The organism is Pelagibacterium sp. (genome assembly GCF_035555455.1).
Classification (GTDB): domain Bacteria; phylum Pseudomonadota; class Alphaproteobacteria; order Rhizobiales; family Devosiaceae; genus Pelagibacterium.
Map to the genome: position 1 here is coordinate 1 of NZ_DATMGM010000040.1, position 14,313 is coordinate 14,313.

At 62.2% G+C, this 14,313-nt stretch carries 11 protein-coding genes; 8 read left to right on the forward strand and 3 right to left on the reverse strand.

The features are described 5' to 3' along the window. The coding region (locus VNS12_RS07275) for a dihydrolipoyl dehydrogenase family protein (RefSeq protein WP_325487163.1) at window positions 1-956 on the forward strand (956 nt) is incomplete at its 5' end. A 57-nt stretch (window positions 957-1,013) separates the two neighbouring features. Here VNS12_RS07275 and VNS12_RS07280 read toward each other — a convergent pair. From VNS12_RS07280 to VNS12_RS07290, 3 genes are all read right to left on the reverse strand, one after another. Continuing rightward, window positions 1,014-2,591, reverse strand: a complete 1,578-nt coding sequence (locus tag VNS12_RS07280) for a hypothetical protein (protein WP_325487164.1) — start codon at window positions 2,589-2,591, stop codon at window positions 1,014-1,016. Between the two features lie 16 nt (window positions 2,592-2,607). After that, on the reverse strand, window positions 2,608-3,552 hold the full coding sequence (locus VNS12_RS07285; protein ID WP_325487165.1) for a DMT family transporter: 945 nt from the start codon (window positions 3,550-3,552) through the stop codon (window positions 2,608-2,610). Between the two features lie 82 nt (window positions 3,553-3,634). Then, window positions 3,635-4,564, reverse strand: coding sequence for a tyrosine recombinase XerC (locus tag VNS12_RS07290; RefSeq protein ID WP_325487166.1), 930 nt, complete (start codon window positions 4,562-4,564; stop codon window positions 3,635-3,637). A 121-nt stretch (window positions 4,565-4,685) separates the two neighbouring features. On the opposite strand from VNS12_RS07290, the gene VNS12_RS07295 reads away from it, so the two are divergent. The 7 genes from VNS12_RS07295 (at window position 4,686) to VNS12_RS07325 (ending at window position 14,297) form a co-directional block, all read left to right on the forward strand. Next, window positions 4,686-6,857, forward strand: coding sequence for a primosomal protein N' (locus tag VNS12_RS07295; RefSeq protein WP_325487167.1), 2,172 nt, complete (start codon window positions 4,686-4,688; stop codon window positions 6,855-6,857). A 229-nt stretch (window positions 6,858-7,086) separates the two neighbouring features. Beyond that, a complete protein-coding gene (locus VNS12_RS07300) occupies window positions 7,087-7,647 on the forward strand; it encodes a F0F1 ATP synthase subunit delta (RefSeq protein WP_325487168.1) in 561 nt (186 codons plus the stop codon). Beyond that, the gene (gene atpA / locus VNS12_RS07305) at window positions 7,647-9,182 is read left to right on the forward strand and encodes a F0F1 ATP synthase subunit alpha (protein ID WP_325487169.1); all 1,536 of its coding nucleotides are present in this window, start codon (window positions 7,647-7,649) and stop codon (window positions 9,180-9,182) included. Before VNS12_RS07300 ends, atpA begins: the two co-directional genes overlap by 1 nt. A gap of 36 nt (window positions 9,183-9,218) precedes the next feature. Continuing rightward, the gene (locus VNS12_RS07310) at window positions 9,219-10,106 is read left to right on the forward strand and encodes a F0F1 ATP synthase subunit gamma (protein WP_325487170.1); all 888 of its coding nucleotides are present in this window, start codon (window positions 9,219-9,221) and stop codon (window positions 10,104-10,106) included. A gap of 15 nt (window positions 10,107-10,121) precedes the next feature. Continuing rightward, complete coding sequence (atpD, locus tag VNS12_RS07315; RefSeq protein WP_325487171.1) at window positions 10,122-11,561, forward strand: F0F1 ATP synthase subunit beta; 1,440 nt, start codon at window positions 10,122-10,124, stop codon at window positions 11,559-11,561. A 65-nt stretch (window positions 11,562-11,626) separates the two neighbouring features. Further along, window positions 11,627-12,037 carry a F0F1 ATP synthase subunit epsilon gene (locus VNS12_RS07320; protein WP_325487172.1) on the forward strand — a complete coding sequence of 137 codons (411 nt, stop codon included), beginning with the start codon at window positions 11,627-11,629 and terminating at the stop codon, window positions 12,035-12,037. Window positions 12,038-12,260: 223 nt separating this feature from the next. Next, the gene (locus tag VNS12_RS07325) at window positions 12,261-14,297 is read left to right on the forward strand and encodes a methyl-accepting chemotaxis protein (protein ID WP_325487173.1); all 2,037 of its coding nucleotides are present in this window, start codon (window positions 12,261-12,263) and stop codon (window positions 14,295-14,297) included. Window positions 14,298-14,313 lie beyond the last annotated feature (16 nt).

The following is a 14,313-nucleotide window of genomic DNA, read 5'->3' on the forward strand; positions in this document are numbered from 1 at the left end:
ACCTGCCCGGAATCGATATCGATGAAGAGCGAATCGTCACGTCCACCGGCGCATTGGCGCTCGACGCCGTGCCCGAAAACCTGCTGGTGATCGGGGCCGGGGTGATCGGGCTGGAGCTGGGCTCGGTCTGGGCACGGCTTGGGGCCAAGGTCACGGTGGTCGAATATCTCGACCGCATCCTGCCGGGCATGGATGGCGAAGTCGCCAAACAGTTCCAGAGAATGCTGTCGCGCCAAGGGTTTAGCTTCAAGCTGGGCACCAAGGTCACTGGCATCGAAACGACCGCCGAGGGGCTGGTCGCAACGCTTGAGCCTGCGGCCGGCGGCGAAAAGACCACCCTTGCGACCGACATCGCGCTGGTTGCGGTGGGCCGGACGCCCTACACGGAAGGGCTGGGCCTCGAAGCGGTCGGTGTCGCGCTGGACGGGCGTGGTCGGGTGGTCACCGACGAGGCTTATCGCACCAATATCGAAGGCATTTATGCCATCGGCGATGTGATCACCGGCCCGATGCTGGCGCACAAGGCCGAGGACGAAGGCATTGCGGTTGCTGAGCTTTTGGCGGGACAGGCCGGGCACGTCAATTACGGCGTGATCCCCGGCGTCGTCTATACCAATCCCGAAGTGGCCTCGGTCGGGCGCACGGAAGAAGAGCTCAAGGCCGACGGGATCGCCTACAAGGCGGCGAAATTCCCCTTCACCGCCAATGGCCGCGCCAAGGCGATGCTGGCCAGCCAGGGCTTCGTCAAAATCCTCGCCGACGCTGCCACCGACCGGGTTCTGGGGTGCCACATCGTTGGCAAGGGGGCCGGCGAGATGATCCACGAGGCTGCGGTGTTGATGGAGTTCGGTGGCTCCGCCGAGGACCTGGCACGCACTTGCCACGCCCACCCGACGATGAGTGAGGCGGTCCGGGAAGCCGCGCTCGGCCTTGGGGACGGGTCGATCCATATCTGACACAAAAAGGACCGCATCCAAAGATGCGGCCCTTTTCATTCAGAGCAGTGCTTTGGATCAGGGATCGTAGGATACGGTCCCGGCTTCATAGGCCGCCCGGCAGTCGGTGGCATCGGAAAGAATATTGATTTCAAGCAGTTCCAGCGCACCGCCACGGCCCTGAAAACGGGGATCGTCGCACACGCCGTCATAGGCCGAGCGGCTTGAATCGTCGCCGAAATTGATGCGGAAATCGCCCGATTGCCCGGTTTCACCAGCGAGGCGCACGGTGCCGTTGAGATAGGCCACCGAGCAGTCGGTGGCGTCGGCCATCAAATGGTCGTCCAGCGCAACGCCGACCCCCGAGCCGATAAAGCGCGGGTCGTCACAGGCGTTGTCACGCGACCAATTTCCCGAATCGTCGCCGAAATCGATGCCATCGATGACAATCGGATATGCGGGCTCGTCACTGGCAATATAGGTGACCTCACCGGCTTCATAGGCGGCGCGGCAGTCGGTAGCGTCGGCCAGCCGGTGGCTGCTGAGCGAGCCGCCAAAGCGCGGGTCGTCGCATTCGCCGTCCCGCGCCCAGGTGCCGGAATCGTCACCGAAATTGATGCGCATTCCGTTACTGCCGGCGGTATCGTCGTCAAGGGTGACGGTGCCTGCCTGATAGGCCGCCGAACAATCGCTGGCATCGGCCTTGAGGTGATCGTCGAACGCAACACCGACGCCCGAACCGGCAAAGCGGGAATCGTCACATTCGCCATCAAAGGCCCAGTTACCCGAATCATCGCCGAAGTCGATATCGTCAATGATGATGGGATAGTCGATTTCATCGGGCGTCTGATACGTCACTTCGCCAGCCTCATAGGCGGCGAGACAGTCGCTAGCGTCCGCCAGCCGGTGGCTGTTGAGTGAGCCGCCAAACCGTGGATCATCGCACTCGCCGTCATTGGCCCAACTGCCGGAATCGTCGCCGAAATCAATGCCATCGACCACCCCCACCGACGAGGGGGCCCAGTCCGGCTGGGTAAAGGCGGCGGTGCCGTCCTTTACCGCGGCAAGGCAGTCGGTGGCATCGGCAAGAACGCCGCTCTCATTGGCACCGTGCCAGACGTTGGTTCCGGTGAACCGCGGGTCGTCGCATTGGCCGTCGCGGGGATACCCGCCACTGTCATCGCCATAATCGATGCCATCGACAACGCCTGTGTGGACGAGCGGCGGGGCAAGGGTGACCTCGCCCGCTTCGAACGCCGTTCGGCAATCGGTTGCGTCGGCCTTGGTGTGGCTGGCGAGTGTGCCGCCAAACCGAGGGTCATCGCACTCGCCGTCCTTGGCGAACATGCCCGAATCGTCTCCAAAATCGATGTCGTCGGGCGTCTCGATTTTTTGAACGGTTGCGGTGGTGCCAGAAAGGGTGACCTCTCCGGCTTCAAAGGCCTGCCGACAATCGGAGGCGTCGCGCAGTTCATCGGCGGGGCTGCGTAGGATGGCCGCGCCCGGGCCCTCGAAGCGCGGGTCGTCGCACTGGTTGTCGTGGGCCCAGGTGCTGCTGTCGTCGCCGAAGTCGATATCCTCGGCCAGCGCGGCTACGCCGGATGCCAAAGCCAGGGCCAAAACGGCGCTGCCCAGCATCATTGAGGTTTTTTGCATAACTGTTCTCGCTCTTTCAAAGACCGGCGCGGCGGTCGCGTCCCGCAGGTGTCGTTGAGCGAGTGAACAGCAAAATCCCGGAAATTACCAGTATGGTTCCAACGCCGTGAAAAGCGGTGAAATGCTCGCCCAGGATGACAATCGCGAGCAGGATCGTCACGATGGGGGAAATATTTCCAAACACTGCCGTGCGTTCGGCGCCGATAAGGCCGATGGCCGTGGAAATGGCAAAGGCGGGAACCACCGTCGCGGCGATGGCCAGGCCGAGCAACAGGACCACCACGTCGAACGGAACCGCGAGGGCGGCCAGCGGATGGGTCAATAGAAAATGCACCACGACCACGCATCCGGCCGCAGACATGGCAACGGCGGTGAACAGACGTGCCCCGAGCATATCGATCAGGGGCTTGGCATAGAGCTGATAGGTGGCATAGGCGAGGGCGCTGGCCAGCGCGAGCAGGGTGCCGGTGAGGATCGACCCGCCCTCAAAGCGCAGGTCATGGGCAAAAATGAGTGCAATCCCCGCATAGGCCAGCAGCGCGGCGCCAATGGCCAGGGGCGGCAGCCGGCGGCCAAACAAGAGCGCGCCCAGAATCAGCACCATGAACGGATAGGTGAGCAGTACCAGTCGGTTGAGCTGGGCGGTGATCAGGTCGAGGCTGAGGAAATCAAGCAGGCTGGCGCCGTAATACCCCAAGACGCCGATCGCTATGGCCCCCAGAACCGCACGCCGGGGGATGGCGATCCGCTGCTGGCGTCGATCGCGAAATGCGGTCAGGCCGACCAGCCCGAAGACCGGCACCGCAAGGATCATGCGCCAGGCGAGGATGGTGATGGCATCAAGCCCGTGGGCCAGACCCAGCTTGACGAAGATACCCTTGGTGGCAAACAGCGCGGCACCCAGACACGCCAGGCCAAGGCCGAGCAGCTGATGGCGATCGGAGGAAAAAACTGGGGGCATGATCCGGATTCGCGAAGAAGGAAGGGCGAGGAAGCAAAGCCCCAGCGTATCGCCCCAGGGCCTGCGCCGCCAGCCTTGCGTTTCATCCGCGCGGATGGGCGGCGCGATAGGCTTCGAGCAGGCGTTCGCTGTCGATATGGGTGTAGATCTGCGTGGTCGAAAGCGAGGCATGACCCAACAGTTCCTGAATGGCGCGCAGATCCCCGCCCTTGGCCAGCAGGTGCGTGGCAAAGGAGTGGCGCAGGGTGTGCGGGGTGGCAGAGGCGGGAAGGCCCAGCACACCGCGCAAATGTTCGAGGCGCAGTTGAATCAGGCGCGGGTTCAGCGGGCCGCCCCGCACCCCGCGAAACATCGGTTCGGTGGCGCTCAACGCAAACGGGCACAGCTTGAGATAGGCTTTGACCGCCTCGCGCACCGGCGCAATCAGCGGGACCAGGCGAATCTTGTTGCCCTTGCCGCGCACGCGCAGGGTTGTGCCGTCGAGATCGATCCGGGTGAGGGCGAGCGCCTCGGAAATGCGCAGGCCAGCACCGTAACACAGGGCAATCACCGCGGCGTCACGGGCGCCAACCCAGGGGCGGTCCTCGCTCTCGATTGCTGCCGGTCCCGCCGCGCGGGCCTCAAGGACAGACAGTGGCCGGGGCAGACCGCGCGCCAGTTTGGGCGTCCGAACGACGGACAGTGCTTCGAGGGCGACAAGATCTTCGCGTTCAAGATAGGAGAACAGGGATTTGAGGCCCGAAAGGGTTCTGGCAAGACTGCGCGATCCGATATCCTCGCGCCTGCGGGCCGCAAGAAAAGCCCGCAGGTCGGCGGGTCGCAGCGCCGCCAGATCGGGAACATCGATAGGGCCGCCGATATGACCGGAAAGGAAGACCAGGAACTGATGGACGTCCCGGCTGTAGGATTCCACGGTCTTGGGAGCGAGCCGCCGGATGGTCGACAGCTCCCGCTGCCAGCCGGCGATGTGGGCGCGCAAGGTGTCAGAGGTGGCAAAGCTGGCGTCGGTCATGAGAGCGACGCTATCACAGGCAAGGTTACCAGAGCGGCAATAGTTTATAGCCGAATCGGATTTGGGCAGTATGGTGCGGGCAAATCCGGCCCCCTTTCGTTCTTCCAAGGCACAGCTTGAAATGACACCGCTCGGCCCGGTTGTTGCAGTGATGGTTTCGGTCGCCGTAGATGGCCCCTACTCCTATCGGGTGCCCGAGGGAATGGAGGTCGTACGCGGGTCGATCGTTGTGGTGCCGCTCGGGCCGCGTCCGACGCTGGGCGTGGTGTGGGGCGAGCCCGACAGCACTTTTGCGCATAACCGTTTAAAGGACATCGCCGAGGTTTTCGGTGTGCCGCCGATTTCCGATGAGTTGCTCAAAACCGTCGATTGGGTGGCGCGCTATACGCTCGCTCAACCCGGTATGGTGCTGCGGGCTGTGCTGCGCAGTCGCGAGGCCCTCGATCCGCCGCGCCCGATCATCGCCTATAGGCTGGCGGGCCCGCCGCCGGAGCGCATGACTGCGGCACGAGCGAGGGTTTTGGCCTTTATGGAAGACGACCCCATGCCCTGGGCGCGGTCGGCGCTGGTCGGGGCCACCGGCGTGTCGCCCGCCGTGGTGGACGGTCTGGTCAAGGCTGGCGCCCTTGAAGCGGTGCAGACCCCGCCGCCGCCTCCGGTATTGCCGCCGGACCCCGATTTTGCTCCGGCGACGCTTTCCGATGGCCAGCAGCAGGCCATCGACACCATCCGGGCGCATGACACCGGCGGGTTTTCGGTCGCGCTGCTCGATGGGGTCACGGGGTCGGGCAAGACCGAGGTGTTTTTTGAGAGCGTGGCCGATGCGTTGCGGGCGGGCCGGCAGGTGGCGATCATCCTGCCGGAAATCGCCCTGACCCACACCTTTCTCGATCGCTTCGAGAAGCGGTTTGGCCAGCGGGCGGCGGAATGGCATTCGGAAATGACCCCGGTGCAGCGCGCGCGTGTGTGGCGCGGGGTCTTGACCGGTGAGGTGCGGGCGGTGATCGGGGCGCGCTCGGCGCTGTTTCTGCCATTCCGCGAACTGGGACTGCTGGTGCTCGACGAAGAGCATGACGGGGCGTTCAAGCAGGCCGACCGGGTCAATTATCACGGGCGCGACATGGCGGTGGTCCGGGCCTCACTGGCCGGGGCGCGAGTCATTTTGTCGTCCGCCACCCCAGCGGTGGAATCGCGCAACAACGCCCAGACCGGTCGGTATGCCCATGTCCGGCTCGAAAGCCGGTTTGCCGACGCAGCGCTTCCCGATATCACAGCCATCGATATGCGGGCCGAAGGCCCTGAAAAAGGCCAATGGATCGCGCCGCGTTTGTCGCGGGCGGTGTTCGATGCCCTCGATCGGGGTGAGCAGGCCCTGCTCTTTCTGAACCGGCGCGGTTATGCGCCGCTGACCCTGTGCCGGGCGTGTGGTCACCAGTATCAGTGTCCGGACTGTTCGACCTGGCTGGTCGAGCACCGGTTTCGCGGCGTGCTCATGTGCCACCATTGCGGGCATGAGGAGCGGGCGCCGGAGGTGTGCGGATCGTGCGGCGCAACCGATTCGCTGGTTGCCGTAGGACCGGGCATCGAAAGGCTGGCCGAGGAGGTTGCCGAGCGGTTTCCCGGCGCCCGCCCGGTGGTTCTTTCGTCGGACATGGGATCGATGCGTCAGATTCGGGATCGGTTCGCGGAAATCGCCCGGGGTGAATACGACATCATCATCGGCACGCAACTGGTCGCCAAAGGCCATCATTTCGAAAAGCTCAGCCTTGTCGGGGTGATCGACGCCGATCTGGGGCTCGCCCATGGCGACCCGAGGGCGGCAGAGAAGACCTTCCAGATCCTGACGCAGGTGACCGGACGGGCGGGGCGCGAATCGCGGTCAGGCAAGGCATTCCTGCAAACCTATCATCCCGAGCACGCGGTGATGAAGACCATGGTCAGCGGTGACCGCGAGGGCTTTTATGCCCATGAACTGGGGGTACGCAAGCAAGGCGGGCTGCCGCCCTTCGGGCGGTTGGCGGCCCTGATCATTTCGGGCGCGGACCATGAGCAAACCATGGGGCTGGCCCGTGCGCTGATGGCGGCGGCGCCCCTGGCCGACGCAGTGCGACGCTTCGGGCCCGCAGACGCCCCGGTCGCCATGGTCCGGGGCCGGCACCGGGTACGTATTCTTGTCCAGAGCCCCAAGGATTTCGATCTTTCGGGCTATGTACGCTTCTGGCTCGAAACGGGTCCGGCGGTGAAGGGAAACCTGCGCATTCAGGTCGATATCGATCCGATGAGTTTTTACTGAATTTGCGGTATTGGGCTATCATATGAGGAATGCGACATTTGAGTCGGCCCGATTTGGCCCTGCCGCGCTTGCGTGGGGGTTTTTCGCATGGTAAGGCCAGCCCGGAATTCTTGGGCGGATCGAACGTCTTGACCGCCCTGCGATCTGAAATCGAATGAACACCAAGTCTCGCCGACGCCGGACCACCGGCGTGGACGACGGGCGGGGCACGCAGCGAAGGTTGGATGGCTTGAGCGCTACACGATCCGTTCTCTCAAAGATTGCGCGACCCTACGCGTCAGCGCTCTTTGATCTGGCCAGTGAAGCTGGCGCACTGCCCGCGGTAGAAGCAGATCTCGATACCGTTTCCGGGCTCATCGAGTCTTCTGATGACTTTTCCCGTTTTCTGGTGAGCCCGGCGATTACCAACGACGTCAAGAGTGCGGCGCTGGCGTCGATCATCGAGAAGGCCAAGCCGGTCGAGCTGGTGGCCAATACCCTCAATCTGGTCGCCCGCAATGGGCGGCTGTTCGCGCTGTCCGCGATCATTGCCGAATTCAAGCGCCTTGCTGCTGAGGCGCGCAATGAAATCAGCGCCGAAGTGGTTTCCGCTTCTGCGCTGACCGATGCCCAGCAGGCCGAACTTGCCAAGGTTCTCCAAGGCAAGGTCGGCAAGAGCGTTTCTCTCAATACACGTGTCGATGACAGTCTGATCGGCGGCCTTATCGTCAAGGTCGGCAGCCAGATGATCGATACCTCTCTCAAGACAAAACTTTCGGCCATGAAGATCGCCATGAAAGGGGTCAGCTAATGGATATCAAGGCTGCGGAAATTTCCGCGATCCTCAAAGACCAAATCAAGGATTTCGGCAAGGAAGCCCAGGTTTCCGAAGTCGGGCAGGTGCTCTCGGTCGGTGACGGCATTGCGCGTGTGTTTGGTCTCGACAATGTGCAGGCAGGCGAACTGGTTGAGTTCCCCGGCGGCATCAAGGGCATGGCCCTTAACCTGGAAGCCGACAATGTCGGTGTCGTGATCTTCGGAACCGACCGCGACATCAAGGAAGGCGACACCGTCAAGCGGACCGGCGCGATTGTCGATACGCCCGTGGGCAAGGGTCTTTTGGGACGCGTGGTCGACGGGCTGGGTAACCCCATCGACGGCAAGGGCCCGATCGAATACACCGAGCGTCGTCGTGTCGACGTCAAGGCGCCGGGCATTCTCCCGCGCAAGTCGGTGCACGAGCCGATGTCCACCGGCCTGAAGGCCATTGACGCCCTGATCCCCATCGGGCGCGGCCAGCGCGAGTTGGTGATTGGTGACCGTCAGACCGGCAAGACCGCCATCATTCTCGATACCTTCCTCAATCAGAAGCCGGCGCATCAGGACGGCGCTGCCGAGAGCGACAAGCTGTATTGCGTGTATGTGGCCATTGGTCAGAAGCGCTCGACAGTGGCGCAGTTCGTCAAGGTCCTCGAAGACGCTGGCGCTCTGGAATATTCGATCGTGATTGCGGCAACCGCCTCGGATCCTGCGCCCATGCAGTTCCTTGCGCCGTTCACCGGTTGCGCGATCGGCGAATATTTCCGCGACAACGGCATGCACGCCGTGATCGCCTATGACGACTTGTCCAAGCAGGCCGTCGCCTATCGTCAGATGAGCCTCTTGCTGCGTCGTCCTCCCGGACGTGAAGCCTATCCCGGTGACGTCTTCTATCTTCACAGCCGTTTGCTTGAGCGCGCCGCGAAGATGAACGAGAGCCACGGTTCGGGTTCGCTCACGGCTCTGCCGGTGATCGAAACGCAGGCCAACGACGTTTCCGCCTACATCCCGACCAACGTGATTTCGATCACCGACGGTCAGATCTTCCTTGAGACTAATCTGTTCTTCCAGGGCATCCGGCCTGCGGTGAACGTGGGGCTCTCGGTGTCGCGGGTGGGTGGTAGCGCCCAGATCAAGGCGATGAAGCAGGTTGCCGGTTCGATCAAGGGTGAGCTTAGCCAATATCGTGAGATGGCGGCCTTTGCCCAGTTCGGCTCCGACCTCGATGCGTCGACCCAGCGTCTGCTCAATCGCGGTGCGCGCTTGACTGAGTTGCTCAAGCAGCCGCAGTTCTCGCCGCTCAAGACCGAAGAGCAGGTCGCGGTGATCTTTGCGGGCGTCAACGGCTATCTCGACGATCTTCCGGTGCGGGGTGTGCAGGCTTTTGAACGGACCTTGCTGTCGACGTTGCGGTCCAAGCACGCTGACATTCTCGGTGACATCGCCAGGGAAAAGGCACTGACCGATGGCATTCGCGAGCGGCTGGTTGCAGCTCTTGATGCCTTCAAGAAGACCTACACTGCTTAATACCAGCGGTTTGGCTGGCAGGGAGCTTTCGGCGTAATGGCCTCTTTGAAGGACTTGAAAAACCGGATCGACTCGGTCAAATCGACCCAGAAGATCACTAAAGCCATGCAGATGGTCGCGGCGGCGAAACTCCGCCGCGCCCAGGAAGCAGCGGTGGCGGCGCGGCCTTATGCCGAACGCATGGAAGCGGTTCTGGCCGGACTGGGTGCTGCCTATGAAGGCCGGCCCGACGCGCCGGTTCTGCTGTCGGGAACAGGCAAGGACAGGGTTCACCTTCTGGTGGTGGCCACTGGTGAGCGTGGTCTGGCCGGAGGGTTCAACTCTTCGATCGCCCGGCTTGCCCGCGAGCACGCCAACCGGCTGATCGCCGAAGGCAAGACGGTCAAGATTCTGACGGTTGGCCGCAAGGGCGCCGATATTCTGCGCCGGGGGCTCGCCGACAAGATCATCGAGCAGGTCTCGCTGCGCGATATCAAGCAGATCGGCTACAGCACCGCCCAGGACATCGGGGAAAAGGTTCTCTCGATGTACAGGGACGGCGAATTTGACGTCGCCACCCTGTTCTATGCCCGGTTCCAGTCGGTGGTGAGCCAGGTGCCCACCGCGCAGCAGATTGTGCCGGCCAGGTTTGAAAAGACCGATGGCGAGCCAGACCTCAAGGCCGGTTCGGCCATCTACGAATACGAGCCCGACGAGGAAGCGATCCTCGAAGACCTGCTCCCGCGCAATGTGAGCGTGCAGATTTTCCGGGCACTGCTTGAAAACAACGCATCGTTCTTTGGCGCGCAGATGTCCGCAATGGACAATGCGACCCGCAATGCCGGCGAGATGATCGGCAAGCTGACGTTGAGCTACAACCGCCAGCGTCAGGCGCAGATCACCAAGGAACTGATCGAAATCATTTCGGGCGCCGAGGCGCTCTAGAGTAAGGGAAAGACCATGGCAGACAAGAAAACCGGCCGCGTTTCCCAGGTTATGGGCGCCGTTGTGGACGTCACCTTCGACGATCACCTGCCGGCCATCCTGAACGCGCTCGAAACTGACAATAACGGCTCCCGCCTCGTTCTCGAAGTCGCCCAGCACCTGGGTGAAAACACCGTGCGCACCATCGCTATGGACACGACCGAAGGTCTGGCGCGGGGCGTTGCGGTGAGCGATACCGGCGAATCGATTTCGGTGCCGGTCGGCGACGAGACGCTGGGGCGGATCATGAACGTCATCGGCGAGCCGATCGACGAGGCAGGCCCGGTCAAGACCGCGACCCGCCGCGCCATTCACCAGCCGGCTCCGGAATTCGTCGATCAGGCAACCGAAGCGCAGATCCTGGTGACCGGCATCAAGGTCATCGACCTGCTCGCGCCCTACGCGCGTGGCGGCAAGATCGGCCTGTTCGGCGGCGCCGGCGTTGGCAAGACCGTTCTGATTCAGGAACTGATCAACAACGTGGCCAAGGGCCACGGTGGATATTCGGTGTTTGCCGGGGTCGGCGAGCGGACTCGTGAAGGGAACGACCTTTACTACGAGATGATCGAATCGGGGGTCAACAAGGACCCCAAGACCAATAATGGTTCGACCGAAGGGTCCAAATGCGCCCTGGTTTTCGGTCAGATGAACGAGCCCCCGGGAGCCCGTGCCCGCGTGGCGCTGACCGGCCTGTCGATTGCGGAAGATTTCCGTGACAAGGGCCAGGACGTGCTGTTCTTTGTCGACAACATCTTCCGCTTTACCCAGGCCGGTTCGGAAGTGTCGGCTCTGCTGGGTCGCATTCCCTCGGCCGTGGGCTATCAGCCGACGCTGGCCACGGACATGGGTGCGCTCCAGGAGCGGATCACCACGACCAACAAGGGTTCGATCACCTCGGTGCAGGCTATTTACGTGCCGGCTGACGACTTGACCGACCCCGCGCCGGCAACCTCGTTTGCGCACCTTGACGCGACTACCACCCTCAACCGCGCGATCTCGGAAAAGGGTATTTACCCGGCCGTGGACCCGCTCGATTCGACTTCGCGCATGCTCGATCCCCAGATCATCGGGGAAGAGCACTATGAGGTGGCCCGTTCGGTGCAGGAAATCCTGCAGCGCTACAAGTCGCTCCAGGACATCATCGCCATTCTGGGGATGGACGAGCTTTCCGAAGAAGACAAGCTGACCGTGGCCCGCGCCCGCAAGATCGAGCGCTTCATGAGCCAGCCGTTCCACGTGGCCGAGGCGTTCACCAACACGCCGGGCATCTATGTCGAGCTCGAAGACACCATCAAGGCCTTCAAGGGTCTGGTGGCTGGTGAATACGACCACCTGCCCGAGCAGGCTTTCTACATGGTCGGCACCATCGACGATGCGGTCAAGAAGGCACAGAAGCTGGCAGCCGAAGCTGCCTGACCTTGAATATCGGGGAGCGGGTTGTTTACCCGCTCCATTCAGGAATGCGAGAGGACGGCTAATCCATGGCTGAAGGCGTTAAAGTCGAAATCGTATCGCCGGAAGTACTGGTGCTCAGTGCCCAGGTGCGCTCTGTGGTTGTGCCCGGAGCAGAGGGCTATCTGACGGTGGTTGGTGCACACGCCCCGCTGATGAGTGTTCTAAAGCCTGGCTTCATCACGGTAACCGATACGGCCGGAGACAAAGCCAGCTATTTTGTTGGCGGCGGGTTCGTCGACATTTCCGACGCTGGCGTCACCATCCTTGCCGAGGAAGCGCGCCCCGCCGCTGAGTTCGGGCGCTCCGAGATCGAGGCTCGCGTCGCGTCTGCTCAACAGGCCCTTTCGGGTGCTGTGGAAGCCGAAGACAAGGCTGCGGCCCAGAATGACCTCGATGTGTGGAAGAACCTGCTGCTTGAAAGCAGTGCAATACATTAAAGCTGTCAGATTTAAATATCTCAACATCAAGGGCGCCACAGGGCGCCCTTTTTTATTGCTGAATTATCAGTGCCTGTTGGCCAGTCAGTGGCAATAAGCAACAATGATTTAATCATCTATCAGTAGCTTTGCGGCGGCTTCCCGCAGGGGAAGGGGGCAATTTATCTAAAAGGAGCGGGGGACCATGCAGGGTTGGGCCAGCAGATTCCTGGGACGCATTCCCATGACAACGACCATAGCGGCGATGGTGGTCGCTGCGGTCGTGTTATCGGTTGGTGCTGTGGTGGCGGCCGTTTACGTCAATCTCTCGGCAAATACCGATACGGTGGCGAGGGCCAGCCAGCAGTCCAATATCCGCACGGCAGCCACCATTCTGGGGGGGATGGGGGGCATTCAGGTTGATTGGGGCGCCGATGGTGATGTGGCCAGCATCGGCACGTGGGTCATGCCCCGCTTCTACAATGACGATATCGCCGATTCTATTGCACGGGTAACTGGAGAAACGGCAGCGATCTTTGCTTGGAACGCTGAAACCAACGTCTTTGAGCAGGCGACCACGTCGATGACGGACCCCGATGGGGACAGAATCGTTCAAGAGCCGATAGTCGTCGGGAGCAGCTTGCATCAGGCGATCCTCGAACAGGGCGCGGTCTATACTGAGACGACCATCAACGGTGAGATTTACTATTCGGTCTATCAGCCCATTACGTATTTATCCGGCACGGATGTGCTGGGATTGCTGTATGTCGGCGTCAGCCAGGGCGCGATCACCGCTGTCGTTACGGAAACCATGAACCTGCTGTTGATTGTCAGCGCCATTGCCCTGGCGGTGATGTGCGTCCTCTCGATCATCGCTTCGCGTCTGATTGCCCGGCCGGTGCCGATGCTCAGCGGTGTGATGGGCCGTATTGCGCAAAACGAATTCGAGGTTGCCGTTCCCTATACCGGGCAGCGCAATGAGGTGGGCGAAATGGCGCGCGCCGTGGAAGTGTTCCGCGAAAATGGCCAGAAGGTAGCGCGGATGACCGAGGCCGAAGCCGCGCGGATCATCGCAGATGAGCAGGCGCGCCGCGTCGTGATGGGCGAGTTGCAGGCCGCATTTGGCACGGTGGTGGACGCTGCCATTGCCGGGGACTTTTCCCAAAGGGTCGACGCAAGCTTTGCCGATGCCGAACTCAACGCTCTGGCCGGCTCGGTCAACGATCTGGTCTCCACGGTGGATCGTGGCCTTGCGGAAACGGCCGAGGTGCTGGAGGCGCTGGCCAATACCGATCTGACGCCACGGGTTCTCGGTGAGTATCAGGGAGAATTCGCGCGTCTGAAGGCCGATACCAATGCGGTCGCGGAAAAGCTGTCCGATATCGTGCTGGAATTGCGCGGAACGTCCCGGACCCTCAAGACGGCCACGGGTGAGATCCTGTCGGGGGCCAATGACCTTTCGGAGCGCACAACGCGCCAGGCGGCCACGATCGAGGAAACCTCGGCGGCCATGGAGCAATTGGCGGCGACGGTGATGGAAAATGCCAGACGCGCGCACGATGCCAGTCAGACGGCTGTATCTGTAACCACGTCTGCCGAAGAGGGCGGGCAGGTGATGGAGGCGGCGACCAGTGCAATGGAACGGATCACCACCTCTTCGGCCCGGGTCTCCGATATCATCAAGATGATCGATGATATCGCCTTCCAGACCAATCTTCTGGCGCTCAATGCATCGGTGGAAGCGGCGCGCGCCGGGGAAGCAGGTAAGGGCTTTGCGGTTGTGGCCGTCGAAGTGCGCCGGCTGGCCCAAAGCGCGGCCGAGGCCTCATCGGAGGTCAAGGCCTTGATCGAGCAGAGCGCTACGGAAGTGGATGGCGGCTCCAAGCTGGTGGCACAGGCCGCTGAACAGCTCATGGCCATGCTCGAAGCGGCCCGCACCAACACCCGTCAGATGGAAGCCATCGCCAGGGACAGTCGAGAACAGGCATCGTCGATTGAAGAGGTCAACGCGGCGGTGAGACAGCTCGACGAGATGACCCAACACAATGCTGCTCTGGTGGAAGAGACCAATGCGGCCATCGCCCAGACCGAGGCGCAGGCAAGTGCGCTTGACGATATCGTTGACATCTTCCGGCTGGACGACGTTGTGCCCCCTGCACGGGCGAGTGCGCCAGCGCGGGCCGGAGATGCGCGTGATCTGCAAAGCACCATCCGCCGGGCTGCTGGCACTTATCTCAGCCATGGCGGCGCGGCGCTGGAAAGCGATTGGAGCGAATTCTGATCGGATGCGTTGTGCC

Coding starts and splice junctions, on each gene's coding strand:
- VNS12_RS07320 (WP_325487172.1), top strand. CDS start 11,627: ATGGCTGAAGGCGTTAAAGTCGAAATCGTATCGCCGGAAGTACTGGTG.
- VNS12_RS07310 (WP_325487170.1), top strand. CDS start 9,219: ATGGCCTCTTTGAAGGACTTGAAAAACCGGATCGACTCGGTCAAATCG.
- atpD (WP_325487171.1), top strand. CDS start 10,122: ATGGCAGACAAGAAAACCGGCCGCGTTTCCCAGGTTATGGGCGCCGTT.
- atpA (WP_325487169.1), top strand. CDS start 7,647: ATGGATATCAAGGCTGCGGAAATTTCCGCGATCCTCAAAGACCAAATC.
- VNS12_RS07285 (WP_325487165.1), bottom strand. CDS start 3,552: ATGCCCCCAGTTTTTTCCTCCGATCGCCATCAGCTGCTCGGCCTTGGC.
- VNS12_RS07295 (WP_325487167.1), top strand. CDS start 4,686: ATGACACCGCTCGGCCCGGTTGTTGCAGTGATGGTTTCGGTCGCCGTA.
- VNS12_RS07325 (WP_325487173.1), top strand. CDS start 12,261: ATGACAACGACCATAGCGGCGATGGTGGTCGCTGCGGTCGTGTTATCG.
- VNS12_RS07280 (WP_325487164.1), bottom strand. CDS start 2,591: ATGCAAAAAACCTCAATGATGCTGGGCAGCGCCGTTTTGGCCCTGGCT.
- VNS12_RS07290 (WP_325487166.1), bottom strand. CDS start 4,564: ATGACCGACGCCAGCTTTGCCACCTCTGACACCTTGCGCGCCCACATC.